Raw genomic sequence first — 17,452 nt, forward strand, 5'->3', positions numbered from 1 at the left:
ATATTTTTATTCAATTTATAGTTAGTTTGAGACCCATCCCATAGGATCAACAGGTGTACTTCCATTCCAAATTTGGAAATCTAAAGAGTAAGCTCCCTCAAAATCCTGTGCTATAGTCCCAATTGTAGTTCCCGATGAAACCTTTTGATTAGGAGAAACCGAAACATCAGATAAGTTACTATATATGGTAAAATAGCTACCATGTTTTACAATAACCGTCTTAGTCCCCCCAACAAAAGAAATTCTTGACACTTCACCAGGGAAAACACATCTTGCCTTAGTACCAGGAGAAACTGCAATTCTAATCCCATTATTCTCCTCAACTATATTTTTAAATACAGGGTGTGGCTGCCTACCAAAACGGTGCGTTACCTGCCCTCTCTCCACTGGAAAGCCTATTCGCCCTCTATTTTCAGCAAAATTAGACCCTGTTGCTGCTCCCACACCAAACGCTGTCTTCGTTTTTTCCTCTGCTTTTTTCTTTTCCTCTTCTTTTCTCTTGGCTAGTTCTGCCTCAGCATCTCTTGCAGCCTTAGCTTTTTCTTCTGCAGCCTTAACTCTAGCAGCGGCTTCTCTAGCATCTTTTTCGGCAGCTATTCGGCGTGCTTCGTTCCTTGCATTTTCTTCCGCTTTTGCAAGTTCAGCTTGTTTTCTTGCATCATCTTGCTTCTTTCTTTCAATCTCTGCCAATCTAGCAGCTTCTGCTTCCGCTTTTTTTCTTTCTCTTTCTAGAGCTTCTGCCCTAGCTTTATTCTCGGCATCTATTCTAGCTTTTTCTCTAGCGGCTGCCTCTCTTGCAAGTCTTTCTCTCTCCAGTCTAGCTTTTCTCTCAGCTTCTTCTTTTGCCTTAGCAGCTGCTATTTCTTCGTTTATTATCTTTCGGATTTCGCCTTCAATTTTCTTAGCTTGCGCTTGCTTTTGTTTAAGCTCAGCCGTAAGGGCTGCCTCATTTTTCTTGAAATCTTCTAATAATAATTCCCTTTGTTTTCTATCATTTTGAATCACTAAAAGATCTTTCTGTTGCTGAGTAAGAATATTTTCTTTCTCTTTTACTGATTTTTGTTTCAGCTTTAAAGCTTGCTGAATTTCTGCAGCTTTACCGCTAATCTCTTTAGCTTTTTTATCCTGATAATCAGAGTATTGTTTAAGATACTGTACTCTTCTTAGAGCCTCTCCCAAATTTTTAGCCGATAGAATAAATGTAACTTTATTTTGAATACCTTTATTCTTATAAGCTTTTACTAATATCTCAGCATAGTTTTTTCTTAGTATAGCCAGTTCTTTTTTATACTTATTAATTTCTTTTTGACGAAGATAAATATCATCTTCAATCAGCCTTTTCTCCTTTTGTGTATTATTATAAACCTTCTCTCTTAACTGAATTTTTTTATTAACTTCATTAAGGTGTGCTATCGAAAGCCTTGCCTCCTTCTGAGTTTTAGCAAGATTAGAGTTGATAAGTGCAATTTGTTTTTTCAGTTCAGCACTTTCTCTCTGAAGCTGCTCTTTCTTCTGAGAAAAAAACAACCCAAAGCACAATACACTCAATAAAAAACTTAACTTCCTAAATATCATTTAATTTCCTTCTTTGTATAGTTACTTGGCACCGTGTATGGTGTATCCATAGTAGAGGAGTCAAATTTCGTGTTTTCTATGAAAATCTGGTCTGTTTTTTTTGCTTTTATAATAATTTTAACATTTTTAGGCAGATAATTTCCTTCAAAATTATCCCAATTGGTATAAAAAACTTCTAGATAATCAGGTGTTTTGGCATCAGATAACTTCACCCTACTAAGATTAAACATGGTGTCATAATCTAATTCCATTTTATATTCATTCACCTTACCATCTACTGTTATTTTTTGATTTTTAGCCGATGTTAAATGATAACCTTGTGCATTTTTAGTCAAATCAAAATCACCATCTTTAATAGGAACAAAAGTCCTCCCTACCAATAAATTCTGAAGAGCTGAATAATCAATAAAGTTAACATTCAGAAGTCGATTAAGATAAGAAAAATCCGAATCTATATAAGTTTTATTATACTTCTCATAACCTTTAACGCCTTCCGGCGTAGCGACACCTCTTGCTACATTAAAGAACAACGCTGAAAGATTTATCCAAACTTTCTTTTGATTTTCTATATAAACTAATGCGTCCAACGTAGGAATTGGACTCCCATTATCTACCTTAATTTTACTGGAAATCTTTAAATTTTTAAAAGCAGATTCTCTAAGGATATTATTGAAAAAAACTTGGTCTTTTTCTATCTTTTTATTTGTACTCACAGGTGGTGTGGACGGAACATTTTGCTGCGTTTTGCACGACACTAGCATAAGCACAGCTATCCCTAATAACCAAAGTTTATTCATAATATTGAATGTTAATTATCTAGCTATAACGAAAAAATAGTTAAAAACTTATACATCTATTTAGAAAGAAAATCTAGCACCGAATAGTCTCCTAGCGAAATTTCTCTAGATACTCCAAAATATTTGGCAGAGTTACCTATCATAGAGTTACTCAAATTACCATGATTAATCAGTGTTTTTTCCTGTATTAAAGAATTATCTATATTAGAATTAACTACCTCAGTATTATTTCCTAAAGAGACATTAGGTCCTATTTTAGAATTTTTAATAACCACATTTTCTCCAATAAAGCAAGGAGGAATAATAAGGCTATTTTCTATCTTAGCAGACGACGGGAACGAAGACATCTCGTCTTTCTCATACTGTAATATCTTACTATTGGTTTCTACCGTTGCATTTTTATTTCCACAATCCATCCAATCGTTTACTTTCCCTAAAGAAAACTTTGCTCCCTTCTGTCTTAAATTTTCTAAAGCTACGGTCAACTGATACTCCCCTCCTTGCATTATATTATTATCCATAATATAATTAATTTCCTCCATCAGTTTCTCAGCAGACTTAAAGTAATAAATCCCTATAATAGCTAAATCTGAAACAAAGGTCTGTGGCTTTTCTACAAAATCTGTAATAAAGCCATAATCATCTAGCTTAACCACTCCAAAAGCCGAAGGGTCTTCTACTTTTTTCACCCAAATTACACCGTCCGAATTAGTATCTAATACAAAATCAGCACGGAAAAGAGTATCCGCAAACGCTACTACCACATCTCCCTGCATAGAAGCTTCTGCACATTTTATTGCGTGAGCCGTACCTAGAGGCTCATCTTGAGTATAAACACTCCCTTTAGCCCCTAATTTTTCTGCAATTTGGATAAGAGATACTTTTACCTCATCACCAAAATCTCCAATAATGAAAGCCACTTCCTCTATAGGTTGTCCTGCTACTTTTGCGATATCTTCCACCAATCTTTGCACAATAGGCTTACCCGCAATAGGTATAAGTGGTTTTGGAACTGTAAGAGTATGTGGTCTCAATCGGGAACCTCGCCCCGCCATAGGTACTATTATTTTCATATTTTTATGATAAATTACTAATTAAACTCCAAATATAGTATTTTAATTTTTCTTCCTCCAAAAATAAACAGATGATTAAAATTAGCCTCTATTTTTGAACCTCGCTACCATTGATAAAATTAAGTTTCTCTCAGAAAAAACAATACCAAACCCAAAGATTAAGAATAAAATATTCCCAATCCATACATTTGCTTCAAATATCTGGTAAGATAAAAATGAAAATACCGACAATACCAAAAGCACCAACATTATTTTTTTCATATTATAAGGGATTGGATAATACTTCTGTCCCAAAAAGTAAGACACTAGCATCATTAAGAAATACACCAACAAGGTTACCCAAGCTGATACCATAAACCCATAATCTTTGAGCAATAACAAATTCAGCACAATGGTAATCGCTGCTCCTAGCCAAGAAATAAGCGTCCCAACAAAGGTTCTATCCGTAACTTTATACCAAGTAGATAAATTATAATAAATGCCAAAACACAAATTACCCACCACAATAATCGGTACTATATCCATAGCGATCCAATAAGAGTTATCTGTAATAAAAATTGATTTTAACCAACTGATATTTGCCACAATACCCAACGCTGCTACAGATGCGAATAATGTGAAATACTCCGTGATTTTTGCATAAGTTTTTGGTGCATTTGCATTATTCATTTGTTTAAAAAAGAATGGCTCAATACCCATTCTGTAAGCCGTAACAAATAGCGTCATTAGAACCGCCAACTTATAACAACCCCCATAAGCCCCTGCTTCTGCCTTAGAAATAATATTATACTGTACCGTTTTATCAAAGTTTTCGTTTACAACAAATGCTAATCCTGCCAACATCAGTGGATATGAATATTTTATCATTCGTTTAAACAAGTTCATAGAAAACTTAAACCTTATCTTGCTAACTACAGGAAGTAACATCACAAACACTACCACACTAGCTATAATATTACTTACGAATGCGTAGGATACCGATGTCTCCATACCCAAGCTCTGAGAAGTTTCTTTAGGTATAAATAGAAATAATGCCAAAACACTTAATACCTGCATCAGCACCTGTGCCACTCTAATAGCAGAATATTTTATTGGTTTATTGTTAAATCTAAGCCATGCCAACGGAATTACACAAATAGTATCAAAAAAGGCAATCCAAGCAAACCATTTAATATACTCAGGGTGAGCTGCATACCCTAATGAATCTGCTATACTTTGATTAAAAATATAAACTCCACCTAAAAATAAACTTGATGTAAAAAACAGAAACCAAAACGAAGTATAGAATGCCTTGTTTTCGTTTTCTTTCTCTGCCGAATAACGAAAAAAAGAGGTTTCAAACCCAAGTGTAAGCAGTATGTTCACATAAGACATCCAAGCATAAAGATTGGTAAACTGGGCAAACTCTTCCCTAGAGATATAGTAAATGAAAAAAGGATTAAGCAGGAAATAAATAACCCTCGGTAAGATAGCCCCGATACCGTAAATGATAGTCTCGTTGAGTAATTTTTTCAAAGCAAAAATTTCTGCAAAGATATAGAAAATATAAACTTCTAGTCTATACTACAGCCGAGGTTTCTATATTGATTTTTAAACTGCTCTACCCACTTATGATATTCGTTTTTATCCACCTTATCATCAAAGAAGGTTTCTAGATAATCAATAGAAAAGTCATTAGGATAGTTTTGCATACTATCTAACTTATCATTATACCAAGCCTCATTCAAAAGATAATTGATGTAGTTTATATCCACCTTAAACCCATATTCATGATAAGAATTGGTAGCAGAGCTTTGAAAGGTCGTTTTCATAGCTTCTTTAGAAAGCCTAGCTATAAAATTAGGATTATTTTTATGTTTATTATAGTAAGCAGCGGCGTTTCTTAGTTGTTGTTTTTCGTCCACCCTGCCCTTTGCATCTTTCCAGACTTCTAGCCAATACTCTTTTTTCCATAACCCCATTAAAATAGAGTTTAGAGACCAGTATTTTATTTTGGTATAATTATCAAAAATGCCTAATCTATAAGCAATACTAAAAAACTTATAACGGTTATAGAAAAATATATCCATTAGCCATTTAGAACCTAAAAACAAATCCTTAGGTCTATTAAAATTGACATCTTCATTAATTTTACCTATTTGAAGATATTCATCATCTTTAAAGTTACTTAGCCAACCTAATTTTAAAAGATTGATATTATTTTTCTCTGCTTCTGTTAGTAAATTTTCTACATCAATTGTTTCTGTAAACCATACATCATCTTCTGTAACGATACAATAATCTGTTCCATTCTCAACTGCTTCTATCCATAAATCGGTAGGAATATTAAAACTATCTATATTCTTCCCTAAGAAAATATTTTCTTCTACACCCTTTATTTTTCGGGAATAAGATTTAGATGTTTTAATATTTATTTGAGGATACTTTTCTTTTATTTTATCTAAATATTTTTGGGGAGTACCATCATCTAAAACCGTAATAGAATAAGTTCCCTTCACATTTCTTTCAATAGACGCTAGACAACGGTCTAGATAGTATGCTCTATTGAATGATTTTACATATATATTTATCATTTGATAAACTTTCTAATTAGTTTTTTCAAAAAAGAATTTTCCTTTTCAAAAAGAAATTTTGGCAGACACTCTATTTGTTTCACAGATACCCCATATAAAGTAGTGATTTTTCTTCTTTCCGTGGCTTTATAAAGAACTTGGTGCCAATGTTTGGTTTTCATTTCCATTCTATTGCTATCATGTGATAGTCCCTTATTGTGGACTCTATAAAAAAGTAAAGGTTGGTTTATATAAAAAATTTTTCCTTTTTCGTAAAGTTTTAAATATAAATCTTGATCTTCTGCCAATTTATATTCAGGAATAATACCTTCTGTCTCTAAATATTTGTCTCTTCTAAATGTAAAAAAGTGAGCTATCTCTAAATTAATATTAAAAAAATATGGATTATCACTTCTCACTTTTTTCGTGTTTTTAAAAATATGTTTAACAGACAAATGTTCATCACAAATATAAAATCTAGAGTAAGTTGCAACAGTTTGTTTATTTTCTTCATAGACCTCTACCGATCTACCAACTGCCTCTTTAGTAAGAGCATCATCTGGATCTACAAAACCACAAATATCTCCTGTCGCCAATTCTACACATTTTCTTTTGGTATAACCTACGCCCTTATTTTCCTCATTTTTAAAAACTTTAAACCTTATATCATTTTTTACTAAATTTTGTATTTTTTCAAAAGAACCATCATTAGAACAATCATCCACAAGTATAACTTCAAAATCTTGATAAGTTTGATTGATGATGCTTTTGTAACAATCTAGAAAATAATTATAATTATTATAATGAGCTACGAGTATTGAAAATTTCATAACTAAGTTTTATAATGCTCTACCAGTAACACCCTCCTTCTACCTCATTGTATCCTTTAGGAGTTTCTCTAGGTCTAATCCAATACGTTCCATTTTCTTTCCTCAGTGAAAGATAATCATTCCAACCTTCCCACCTTGCTCCTTTTATTCCAAAAAGAAGCTGAGTTACTCCACCCAAATGTATGGACTGTTTCCCTTTATTTTTTATATATGACGCCAAAGGTAAACCATAGGCACCACAGCCTATAATTGCTACATCAAAATCGACTAAGTCTATCTTATTTTTCATATCTTCCAACGCATCAAACCATGTCAAATAATCTACTTTTTCATTTGCTATAGACTGAACAGCTTTAATTATTTTTAAATCAAATTCTGGTAAGATATTTTCATTTTTATACAAATTAGTCCTATTTACTTCATATTGATATCTTATACTGTCTTCAAAAGGATGTATCACCAAAACTTTTTTCCCTTTCAAGCTAGAAGTCCATGGATTATTGAAAAACCAAGGTTCTAATTCTCTTAATTTAAATATAGAACAGTCCAAAGGAACTTCTGGTATATATTCCTCTAAACCATTCCAAACTCCCAAACCATCTATATCTTTGGAACATTCAATCATTAGATTTACAAAATCTTTTACTAAATCTTCCTCATTTGGAAAAAAACCAGCATTAAAACACAATTTATTTAATAATTTTTCATCTTTTTTCCAAAAAACATTTAACTTTCCTCTTATATGGCGAATAATAGCTTCTATATCACTCTGTTTTTTGTTAACTTCTAAAAAGTTTACTATCGTCTCCGCTTCAATACTTCCATACCTCCCCACCATAAAAGGCACTCCATCTCTAATTTTATTAGAAATAAATCTATTAGCTAAGTCTAACCTACCTTCTCTTGTTATCACTTTCGTAAATCTATTACTCTTTTTGATAAAAGGAGTAACCCTCTTAGAGAGCCTATGTATATAATGATAATTTTGCTTTGTTACCATATACTTAATAAATCTTGTTTATTAATCACTATACTATTTGCAGGAATATCTTTATATATAGTACATCCTGCTCCTATTATCACATTATCTCCTATCGTCACCCCTTTCAATATAATGCAATTCGCTCCTGTCCAAACATTATTACCAATTTTTATAGGTGCTGTATAAAATTCTGTTTTAGATACAGAAAAAGGTTCTTTGGTATAGTTATGATTATGGTCAAAAACCTTTAACCCTTCTCCCAAAATACAGTTTTCTCCAATGGTTATCTCTTCCAAACAAGAAATAGTAGCTCTAGTAATGTAAGTTTCTTTTCCTATACTCAATTTAGCTTCTTTCTTTACTGTAATAAAATTATTTTGATTTATCATCACGTTTTCTGCTATATTGAAAACAGCCTTAGAATGAATATCCAACACATTATCTGCCCCTAGCTTAAAAGAACTATGTATTTTGGATTGAGAATTTAAGAAGAACTTTTTTCTCAATAGAGAAACTTCCGAATACTTAAGAAATTTATAAAACTTATAAAACAAAAACAATATAAAATTTTTCATTTTTATAAAACTAAAACACAAATGTAACTTTAATCTACATCACAAATAGAATAATACTTAGACAAAATAGTTCTAAGATAGTTTTCTTTATCAAGAAGTTTATTTTGTATATAATAATTTTCCACTTCAGATGAGGTACTTATAGGATAACTCGCTCCTGCCTTTACAAGATTGAGATTGAGTCTAATTTTAAAAAAAGATTCTAATATTTCTAATATTTCAACAATAGTATAGTTTTCTAAATATGCTAAATTGATAATTTTGTTTATATTTTGAGTCTCAATTAAGCTCAACACTATTGCTCTCACATCATCTGCGTCTATCAAATTTCTAGTTGCTTTTGTGTGTACATTTATAACTTCTCCATTCATCACCGAACGCACCAGATAATTCATCAGTAAATTAGGGTTTCCTCCTTTTCCCACTACATTGCTTAATCTTAAAATTAAATATCTGCTACAATTGTTTGAGACAATATTCTCCATTTTTAATTTGTGACATACATAAGGGCTATCTACCTTAGAAGAGTCATATATACTACAGGTAGAAAAATACACCATTACCTTATCAGGATAGTTGCTAATAGTTTCTCTAACAAGATTCTCCTCACGCATAAACTCTTCCATCCTGACCTCTAGCGAATTAGAAACACCTGATGCAAAAAAAATGATATCTTCTCTATCTACATTCGTAAATAATGACGCTACAAGTCCTTTTCCAACAATCATAATACAAATAAACTATATTCAAATTAACAAATATCTATAAAAACTCTTACATAGATAATAGTTATGAACCTTTATGCATTTCAATAAAACTTTCAGTCCACTTCTTCCATTTATCAGCGAAGTGTTTATTTTCATTCTCTAGCAAAATTCTGTAAATATAATCTACCGAAAAGTCCTCTGGAAAGTTCTCGTAACTATCAAATTTCCCTTCATACCAAAGCTCGTTCAAAATATAATTAAATCTTACTAAATCAAAATGTTCCTCAATATTAAAAGAGTTGAACGATGCAGAACTGCGATACGAAGTAGCCATAACCCGGTTATTAAGCAATGTATATTTATGCATTCCCAACTCGCCCTGTGCAGAAAAGTTCAAATCCCAATCGACCGCATTTATCAGTTGTAAATCTTCAACTACTCTTTTGTACTGGTCTTTCCAAAGAAACTTCAAATAATCTTTGCGATACATTCCCATTGGAATATCGTACATTGTCCAAAGTTGTTTTCGCCAACCTTCCGGCAACAGATGCAGTTTTTCCAAGAATGTTTTTAATTTAAAACTATTTTTAAGTAACATTTTATAAAACCTAGCAGACCTAATAATATATTTAGGTTTATGGAAAGATATTTTTTCTGTGAGCTTTCTATTTTCTATGTACTGAGTATCTTTGCTTAAAATACGTCCTAATTTTAGAATCTGGATACCATACTTCTCCATTTCTTGCGCATAGAAATGCATATCAAAGTCGTCTATAAACCAAACATCATCCTCCGTCATTATCAAAATCTCCGAAGATTCTGAAACCGCTGTATACCATAAATCTGTTGGAATACGAGTATCTTGGTATTTCTCTATTCCTTGCAGGTGTTTTTCTATTTTTTGTATTTTTTCTTCTCGCCAATCAGAGAATTTAAAGGAAACCCTTGGGTATTTCTCTTGTATTTTATCCAAATATTTCTGAGGTGTTCCATCATCTAAAACATTGATATCTAAATACTTTGAATCATTAACTCTTTCGTAGATGCTTCTTAAACATCGGTCTAACAAATGGGGGCGATAGTATGTTTTTATTAATATATCCATAATATATCTATAATTTAAATCTATCTTTTATTTGATTTAAAACAAGTCTTTTTAAGGCATTATATTTTCTATACAATTCTATTTTAAAATTTATTTTTAACCCATTTTGTTTTTTATACTGATAATTTCGATAAAAATCATTACACTCAGTTAGTTTACTATAAATTATGTAACTTATTTTTTCAACAAAAATGTTTTTATGGGGAGAGTTTCTCATCCAGTATGCTCCACCAAAACGAGGGTGATATTTATCATGTAAAATTATTTTTATATCATCATTTGATTTTAAATACCCATAATCCTTATAATCAACCACATCCATCACTAAACCTTCGGGCCATGCATACTGCGGAGCAACGATAAGAGGCTCTTTATCCAATAAGTATTTATTGATGTGACTTTCATCATGCCAAACAGCAACTACTCCATTTTTCAAATCTTCCTTTGTGTTTGCATCTAGAATTCTTACCATATGTAAATAATCCTTTGCTTTTCCTCCATTTAATCCCCCCATAAAGTAATATTTTCCCTCATTAGGAGGAATATATGCTACTGATTTTGGATCTGACTCATAAGAAAATTCTTCTCTTAAACGATTATATTGTAGAGGATGCCTAATAGCCATCAAGCTTTCTCTTTTAGGTAAAATTTCTTCTCCAATAGGTTTAAGAACTTCCATATTAGCATTAAAGAAATATATATAGTCCATATTTTCTAGTTCTTTCTCTACTTTTAAGAACATATCAAATCGCATTAATGTATCATAAGGCCAGCCTAACTTTTCTTGATAAATTTTAGTTACATTTTCTTCTTCTCCTAAAATTTTAGTTTTTACATCACTAAATACAAAATAATGTTTTTCATGTTCTAGAAGTAAATATTTTTCAGCACTTTTATAAAAGCTGAATTCAACTTGCAAATGCAACAGAATTCTGATTAATAATTTGTTTAAATTTTTCGTTTGGCGTGAGGTATCCAAGTCTTTTACGAGGTCGATTATTGAGTTTATTTTCAATCCACTTAATCTGTTTGTTGGTTACTTCACTAAAGTCCTTACCCTTTGGGATATACTGCCTGATAAGCCCGTTGGTGTTTTCATTGGCACCACGTTCCCATGAGTGGTATGGTTTGCAAAAATAGAATTTTATTTCCAATTTTTGCGCAATTTCCTCGTGCTTTGCAAACTCCTTTCCATTGTCAGCCGTAATTGTGTGTATTAAGTTTTTCACTTTCCGCAGTGCCCATACTGCAATCTTAGCTACCGGGATGGCTTCTTTTCCCGACAACTTGCGTATCCAGACCCTGCTTGTTGCTCTGTCGTTAATGGTAAGAATGGCACCTTTGTGGTTCTTACCAATAATTGTATCTATCTCTAAATCACCAAATCTCTCCTTCAGTTCCACTATCTCGGGACGCTCATCAATATCCACCCTGCCTGGGATAAATCCTCGCCCTGCATTTTTAGAACCACGTTTGGCATACCTGCGACCTTGTCTGCGAAGATATTTGTGCAGTTTGCCACCCCGCCGCTTATCCTCCCAAATCCAGCGATATATCGTTTCGTGAGATACCATCGCAATTCCCTCCAAGCGGCTCCTGCCGACAATCTGCTCCGGGCTGAATCCTTTCTTCAACAGCTTTATTATCCGTTTTCTCATTGCCGGTGTAAGCACTTCCTTGCGATGTTTTTGCTGCTTGCGCCTGTCTGCTTTTCGCTGGGCAAGCTCCATGCTATAGCTACCACTTCGGGCGTCGCAATTGCGCTTTATCTCCCTGTAAACAGTGCTTTTATCTACTCCGATAGCTTCCGCTATTGCTTTTTTGCTCATCGGTATTTGCAACATCATAGAAATTGCATACCTTTGTTCCTCGGTTATATGTTTGCTCATCTGCAACTTTTTTTTCTTTGGACGGACAATTAAAGCAAAGATAGCAAACTTTATCCATTCAGAGTGAGAGAAAGGGGGACATTGTCTCTCTTTCCTCTCTGAAAAATAAATGTTTTTATTGCTTATTATCCGCACCCAAAAAGTTGCATTTATAAGTTGAACTCAAGAAATACCTTCCAAAAATTGATATAACGACCTGTGGCAATATACAAAATACCTATTTTCATAATCATTTATTTTTCAAATAATTAAACAAACTCTCCCATTTTTTCATTATATTAGACATTTCGTAGCGTTTTGATACTTTCAACGCCTCTTCTGACATTTCCTTTCTTAAAACCTCGCTCTCCATTAATTTGCTTAATTTTTCTGCAAAAGTTTCTACATCATTGGGTTCTACTAAAAAATCTTTCAATTTGTTGTCTCCCAACATTTGTTTAGGTCCATTTTTACAAGCAAATGCTACGGGAACAAGCCCTGAGGCTATAGACTCTATGAGAACAAGCGGAAACCCCTCAAAGCGAGAACTTAATGCAAAAATAGAATATTGCGCATAGACCTCATTAATGCTTTTACTTGGCGGAAATATATTGATACTCTGCTCCAAACCAAGCATTTTAATTTGAGAGTGAAGTTCTTCTTCCAAGTCGCCGTGTCCGTAAATATCTAACTGCCAATCCGGAAACTTTTTACTAGCAATAGCCCAAGCATCAATAAGATAATTGAAGCCTTTCTGATAGGTAAACCGCCCCACAGCAAGAACCTTTTTTGATTTATAGTCCGTGGTGATAGCCTCTATCGTGATAGGATTGGGTATATTGGTTACATTATCAAAATAGTGACTCCATGCTTTTTCGTCTTCTTCCGTAAGCACTACAATTTTATCAAACTTGTTGAGTGTTTTTTGGAAAAACCAAGTTTGGAGTTTCATTTTCAGATTTTTCAGCGTCCAATTAGCCTTAAGTTTTTTGCTTAGAGGCGTAATATCAAAATGAAAATGGTATTCTAATATTTTTTTACTCCCATCTTTTATCAAGGGTAAAAACTTGTGTTCCGCACCAAAATACATTGAAATCGCAATATCAGTAGGATTATGGTATAGATAATCTTCCACTTTTTTTCGGTAAGTTGCCATAAAGTTTTTATACAACTTTTTTCTCTCTGAACTGGGAAAGTTTTTCAAGTCTCGCGTAGGATCTGGAATATCAAAATGAATCATTTTTATTTTCTCACTAAATTTAAAGAAAATAGGATCATCATATTGTTTATATGTGATTATAGTTATATTATACCCTAATACATCTGCTAAATAGTTTGCTTTAACATTTAACATTCTTTCGGTACCTGCAGCATCCTTCAAGTTTGGAAAAAAATAAACAATATTCATTGTTGATATTATCTATAATTTTTTAGAATAGGTAAAAGCTTTTTATCCCTCAACACATGTTTATGATATTTTAGGATAAGTGGATGAAAAATTTGAACAAGATAAAAGTACGGCACTTCAAAATCCTGATTATCGCCATATTCATAGAAATAGTCATACAATTCATCCATCCTTTTATGTACTTCCTCATACCATTCTGTTGTAATCGGAGAATAAGGCTTACTAATAAATGAACCGTTACCTATAAGTAATGGCGTATATTTCATTAAGTCTTGCTGTAAATATTTCTCTACACTCATTTGCCTTTCATAATCTGTATAAAACTTTTTTTCAGCAAAAAATCTATGCTCTGCTGGTGCTATCCCTCCGTGCAATAATTCTGGATAACCAATAACATATTTGTTTTTTTGAGAGTTAAGTTTATTAAAGGCAAATTTCCAAGAATGTTCAAAAGGTTTTACATCTGCATAGCCTCCACCATAATGATGCATAAAATAACAGCGGAGATAATCTGATTTCATCGTTAAACTTAGAAAATCAAAGCCTTTATGTAATGGAGCATCTTCTTTTATATATTCTTGTAAGTTCTTTGGAGTAATGAGTTTTACAGGAACTCCTGCATTTTTTTCTAGAGCTTCCAGTCCTTTTTTTCTATTCTCACTCATTTCATTATCCCCCGTCCAAAAGCAATAAATAACTTCTGGAGCCTTTTGCTCCCTATAATTTCCTTGATAATGATTAGATAGAAAGCTACCTGGATATCTATCTTCTGAAAAGGTATAGTTATACCTACCCTGTTTTATGTTTAAAACTTTTTGATAGAAATCAGGAAAAGCTTTTTTAAACTTTAAAGCTATAGTATTGAGTAACATCATATCATAATTTTCTATGAAAAATATCTCATAAATAGTTTCCACCAAATAGAAAAGTACCTATTATTTTCCTTAATTATTTCTTCCACAAATTCCTTTGGAGGATTTACTTCATGTATAGAATATAAATATTTATAAAATAACATTCTATCTGGCCTTTGTGATTTCCAAGGTTTAGCCGCTTCTACGAAATGATATATAAAGAACGGTAATTTTTCTTTCTTGTTTAAATTGAAAATTTTCTTTATTCGAGAAAGTAAAACCTCTTTGTATGAATAATTGAGTGGGGCTGTCCTTATGTTTGCCATAAAATTATATTTATTACTAATAAACTTCACTCCACCCCACCTCGTTAAAACAGAATTGAGTATATCTTGATCAAGTAATTTAGGATTTTTAATCTCTTCCAATAGTGCAAATAGTTTATCCTGAATACATTGTTCCCTCATCATTTTTAAGTTAAACGCAATAACACCTGTATTAAAATATTGTTCAGGATTATTCATTTTTAAAATATCATAAAAGTAATCTTTTGTATACCAATCTTCGCCTCCTGATTTTATAAAATTACAGTGTTTTGTATCTTGTACAGCAATAACAGCGTTATTCTCAAAATCTATTGTTGTAAATTCTGAGATATCTGCTTCTACCACAACATCACCGTCAAGGTATAAAACTCTATCATACTGCTTAAATATTTCAGGAATATAGAATCGATAATATGTAACAGCAGAATAATAATCTTTAACATAAAACTGTTCTTTATTTAAGTTTGTTAGTATTATGAAATCTATACAACAATTTTTATGTTTAGAAACAAATTCTTTTAATAGCCTTTGGTTATAATCACTGATGTGATCTGCAAGTATATAAAATCTATAATTAAAATTTTTATTAGCATTTGAAATTATTGATGCAATCGTAACGCTAGTATACTTTATATATTTATCATCGCTAGTAAAAACAATTGGAAAGTCTGTCATTTTTTTCATTTATAAAGATTAGTATAACTTATTTTCTCCAAATAAATGAGGTATATCTAAATATAAAATAAGGCAATATATTATAATACTCCACTAATTTGATATCCGAAAACACCTCATATTCTGGTGTTTTTTTTACAAAAGAATGCCACTCCGCCAATTCTTTTTTTGCATCAGAAAAATCTAAATGAACCAAAATTTTATAGTACATTTGGAAAAAGGCCTTAACAGAGGACAAAACAAAGTTTCTCTTTTCTTCGGTCATTTGAGATTTATGTTGCGTATATTTTTGGTAATAATACCTGATAACCGTCTCTACTCCTTTCCTGTTTTTTCTGATGGTAGCAGGAGCTACGGTTTGTCCATCTCTTCCTATCAGGTATCTGTATAGAGGACTATCTGTGTAATATAAATCTTTAGCGAAAAAAAGAGGTAAAGAAGCAAAAAGAGTATCTGTATAAAATATTTTTTCCGGAAAATCTATCTGTGCCTGTCTTACCACATCTGTTTTATACGCTAATCTATGCATAACAAACGCTCCTTCTAATTCACTAATCTCTTTATCTAAACCATAAACTTTATTAGGTTTTACTTTTGGTAAACTAAATAATTCTGACCGATTTTCAAAAACATATTCCCTTACAAAATCCGTAACCACAACATCTGTATCGATAGTCTGCAATTGCTCTACAAACCTTTCGAACGATTGATTATCATACCAATCGTCAGAGTCTAGAACTTTACAATACTTGCCTTTTCCCTCCACTATTCCTCTTTTTAATACGGAACCATAGCCTCCATTTTCCTTGTTGATTACCCTAAAAGTTTGAGGGTATTTTTCCTCATACTCTCGCGCTATTTCCAGTGCATTATCTGGGCTTCCGTCTATAATCAGAAGCACTTCCAAAAGCGACATTAAATTTTCTCTAATTATCAGCGAGTTTAAGCACTTGGGCAAATATTCTTCTGTATTGTATATAGGAACTATAAGGGTTAGTAATTTTTCCATCTTTTATTTTGTTAAATAGATGCGATCATCTCTAGTGCCTTTGCGACCACTTGATGCATATCATAGTATTTATATTCCGCCAACCTTCCGCCAAAAATTACGTTTCCACATTCATCTGCCAAGGCTTTATATTTTTGATAAACCGCTTGGTTTCTCTCATCATTGATTGGGTAATACGCTTCCTCTCCTTCAGCCATATCTTGCGGATATTCTCTCGTAACAATGGTTTTAGGCTGTGTGCCAAATTCAAAATGTTTATGTTCTATAATTCTAGTAAATGGTATTTCTCTCTCAGTATAATTTACCACTGCATTCCCCTGATAATTGGCTTCATCTAAAATTTCCGTTTCAAATCTCAAACTACGATAATCGAGTGCTCCGTATTGAAAATCAAAAAACTCATCTATTTTACCTGTATAAACAACAGTTTCAGCAATAGAATCCCAATGTTCCCGATTTTTAAAATAATCAGTATTGAGCCTTACTTCTATCCCCTCTAACATTTTTTCTACCAGCAATGTATATCCTCCGTTAGGTACTCCTTGGTAAGTATCATTAAAATAATTATTATCAAATGTAAATCTAAAAGGAAGCCTCCTAATAATAAAAGCGGGTATCTCCGTAGCAGGTCTGCCCCATTGCTTCTCTGTATAGCCTTTTATCAATTTTTCATAGATATCTTTTCCTCCCAACACCAAGGCTTGTTCTTCAAGGTTTTTAGGCTCAACAATATGCTTATATTCTGCTCTTTGTTCCTCTATTTTTGCTCGAGCTTCAGCAGGGGTTTTAACTCCCCATAACTGATAGAAAGTATTCATATTAAAAGGGAGATTGTACAATTTCCCCTTATAGTTAGCTACCGGAGAGTTGGTGTATCGGTTAAATTCCACAAAAGAATTTACATAGTCCCAGACCTCTTTATTATTTGTATGAAAAATATGAGCACCATATTTATGGACATTAATACCCTCTATATTTTCCGTATAAATATTTCCTGCGATATGTTCACGACGCTCTATAACAAGACATTTCTTGCCTTTCTTCGTCATTTCGCAAGCAAATACCGCTCCGAATAAGCCACTCCCTACTATTAGATAATCATATTGTTTACTCATA

Annotated in this window: 17 protein-coding genes; all 17 read right to left on the reverse strand. The window is 32.5% G+C overall.

The features are described from left to right. Nucleotides 1-21: 21 nt before the first annotated feature. On the reverse strand, nt 22-1,575 hold the full coding sequence (locus tag D1J36_RS02240; RefSeq protein WP_154137283.1) for a M23 family metallopeptidase: 1,554 nt from the start codon (nt 1,573-1,575) through the stop codon (nt 22-24). Further along, nucleotides 1,572-2,372, reverse strand: a complete 801-nt coding sequence (locus tag D1J36_RS02245; protein ID WP_154137284.1) for a DUF4292 domain-containing protein — start codon at nt 2,370-2,372, stop codon at nt 1,572-1,574. Before D1J36_RS02245 ends, D1J36_RS02240 begins: the two co-directional genes overlap by 4 nt. A 56-nt stretch (nt 2,373-2,428) precedes the next feature. Next, entirely contained in the window at nt 2,429-3,445 is a 1,017-nt protein-coding gene (locus D1J36_RS02250) for a sugar phosphate nucleotidyltransferase (protein WP_154137285.1), read from the reverse strand. 81 nt (nt 3,446-3,526) lie between these two features. Then, nucleotides 3,527-4,960, reverse strand: coding sequence for a lipopolysaccharide biosynthesis protein (locus tag D1J36_RS02255; protein WP_154137286.1), 1,434 nt, complete (start codon nt 4,958-4,960; stop codon nt 3,527-3,529). A 38-nt stretch (nt 4,961-4,998) separates the two neighbouring features. After that, complete coding sequence (locus D1J36_RS02260) at nt 4,999-6,018, reverse strand: glycosyltransferase family 2 protein (RefSeq protein WP_154137287.1); 1,020 nt, start codon at nt 6,016-6,018, stop codon at nt 4,999-5,001. After that, on the reverse strand, nt 6,015-6,827 hold the full coding sequence (locus D1J36_RS02265) for a glycosyltransferase family 2 protein (protein ID WP_154137288.1): 813 nt from the start codon (nt 6,825-6,827) through the stop codon (nt 6,015-6,017). Before D1J36_RS02265 ends, D1J36_RS02260 begins: the two co-directional genes overlap by 4 nt. Before the next feature lie 19 nt (nt 6,828-6,846). Further along, a complete protein-coding gene (locus D1J36_RS02270) occupies nt 6,847-7,740 on the reverse strand; it encodes a hypothetical protein (protein WP_154137289.1) in 894 nt (297 codons plus the stop codon). Between the two features lie 80 nt (nt 7,741-7,820). Beyond that, on the reverse strand, nt 7,821-8,384 hold the full coding sequence (locus D1J36_RS02275) for an acyltransferase (protein WP_229578684.1): 564 nt from the start codon (nt 8,382-8,384) through the stop codon (nt 7,821-7,823). Between the two features lie 29 nt (nt 8,385-8,413). Beyond that, entirely contained in the window at nt 8,414-9,112 is a 699-nt protein-coding gene (locus tag D1J36_RS02280; RefSeq protein ID WP_154137290.1) for an NAD-dependent epimerase/dehydratase family protein, read from the reverse strand. A 61-nt stretch (nt 9,113-9,173) separates the two neighbouring features. Then, nucleotides 9,174-10,196: a hypothetical protein gene (locus tag D1J36_RS02285; RefSeq protein WP_154137291.1), complete on the reverse strand. Its 1,023-nt coding sequence runs from the start codon at nt 10,194-10,196 to the stop codon at nt 9,174-9,176. Between the two features lie 7 nt (nt 10,197-10,203). Beyond that, nucleotides 10,204-11,121: a family 6 glucosyltransferase gene (locus D1J36_RS02290; protein ID WP_185147735.1), complete on the reverse strand. Its 918-nt coding sequence runs from the start codon at nt 11,119-11,121 to the stop codon at nt 10,204-10,206. Continuing rightward, nucleotides 11,105-12,085: an IS30-like element IS4351 family transposase gene (locus tag D1J36_RS02295; protein ID WP_005794072.1), complete on the reverse strand. Its 981-nt coding sequence runs from the start codon at nt 12,083-12,085 to the stop codon at nt 11,105-11,107. Before D1J36_RS02295 ends, D1J36_RS02290 begins: the two co-directional genes overlap by 17 nt. Nucleotides 12,086-12,314: 229 nt before the next feature. After that, nucleotides 12,315-13,472, reverse strand: a complete 1,158-nt coding sequence (locus D1J36_RS02300; protein ID WP_154138198.1) for a glycosyltransferase family 4 protein — start codon at nt 13,470-13,472, stop codon at nt 12,315-12,317. Between the two features lie 8 nt (nt 13,473-13,480). Beyond that, nucleotides 13,481-14,389 carry a capsular polysaccharide synthesis protein gene (locus D1J36_RS02305; RefSeq protein ID WP_252339413.1) on the reverse strand — a complete coding sequence of 303 codons (909 nt, stop codon included), beginning with the start codon at nt 14,387-14,389 and terminating at the stop codon, nt 13,481-13,483. Then, nucleotides 14,359-15,336, reverse strand: a complete 978-nt coding sequence (locus D1J36_RS02310) for a glycosyltransferase family 8 protein (RefSeq protein ID WP_154138200.1) — start codon at nt 15,334-15,336, stop codon at nt 14,359-14,361. Before D1J36_RS02310 ends, D1J36_RS02305 begins: the two co-directional genes overlap by 31 nt. Nucleotides 15,337-15,355: 19 nt before the next feature. Next, entirely contained in the window at nt 15,356-16,336 is a 981-nt protein-coding gene (locus tag D1J36_RS02315) for a glycosyltransferase family 2 protein (protein WP_154138201.1), read from the reverse strand. 11 nt (nt 16,337-16,347) lie between these two features. Continuing rightward, the gene (gene glf, locus D1J36_RS02320) at nt 16,348-17,451 is read right to left on the reverse strand and encodes a UDP-galactopyranose mutase (RefSeq protein ID WP_154138202.1); all 1,104 of its coding nucleotides are present in this window, start codon (nt 17,449-17,451) and stop codon (nt 16,348-16,350) included. Nucleotide 17,452 lies beyond the last annotated feature (1 nt).

It is taken from the genome of Riemerella anatipestifer, assembly GCF_009670965.2.
Classification (GTDB): Bacteria; Bacteroidota; Bacteroidia; order Flavobacteriales; family Weeksellaceae; genus Riemerella; species Riemerella anatipestifer_B.

Excerpts from the sequence above, each read along its gene's own strand:
- D1J36_RS02240 (WP_154137283.1), bottom strand. The coding sequence starts at position 1,575 with ATGATATTTAGGAAGTTAAGTTTTTTATTGAGTGTATTGTGCTTTGGG.
- D1J36_RS02245 (WP_154137284.1), bottom strand. The coding sequence starts at position 2,372 with ATGAATAAACTTTGGTTATTAGGGATAGCTGTGCTTATGCTAGTGTCG.
- D1J36_RS02250 (WP_154137285.1), bottom strand. The coding sequence starts at position 3,445 with ATGAAAATAATAGTACCTATGGCGGGGCGAGGTTCCCGATTGAGACCA.
- D1J36_RS02260 (WP_154137287.1), bottom strand. The coding sequence starts at position 6,018 with ATGATAAATATATATGTAAAATCATTCAATAGAGCATACTATCTAGAC.
- D1J36_RS02265 (WP_154137288.1), bottom strand. The coding sequence starts at position 6,827 with ATGAAATTTTCAATACTCGTAGCTCATTATAATAATTATAATTATTTT.
- D1J36_RS02275 (WP_229578684.1), bottom strand. The coding sequence starts at position 8,384 with ATGAAAAATTTTATATTGTTTTTGTTTTATAAGTTTTATAAATTTCTT.
- D1J36_RS02280 (WP_154137290.1), bottom strand. The coding sequence starts at position 9,112 with ATGATTGTTGGAAAAGGACTTGTAGCGTCATTATTTACGAATGTAGAT.
- D1J36_RS02285 (WP_154137291.1), bottom strand. The coding sequence starts at position 10,196 with ATGGATATATTAATAAAAACATACTATCGCCCCCATTTGTTAGACCGA.
- D1J36_RS02295 (WP_005794072.1), bottom strand. The coding sequence starts at position 12,085 with ATGAGCAAACATATAACCGAGGAACAAAGGTATGCAATTTCTATGATG.
- D1J36_RS02300 (WP_154138198.1), bottom strand. The coding sequence starts at position 13,472 with ATGAATATTGTTTATTTTTTTCCAAACTTGAAGGATGCTGCAGGTACC.
- D1J36_RS02310 (WP_154138200.1), bottom strand. The coding sequence starts at position 15,336 with ATGAAAAAAATGACAGACTTTCCAATTGTTTTTACTAGCGATGATAAA.
- D1J36_RS02315 (WP_154138201.1), bottom strand. The coding sequence starts at position 16,336 with ATGGAAAAATTACTAACCCTTATAGTTCCTATATACAATACAGAAGAA.
- glf (WP_154138202.1), bottom strand. The coding sequence starts at position 17,451 with ATGAGTAAACAATATGATTATCTAATAGTAGGGAGTGGCTTATTCGGA.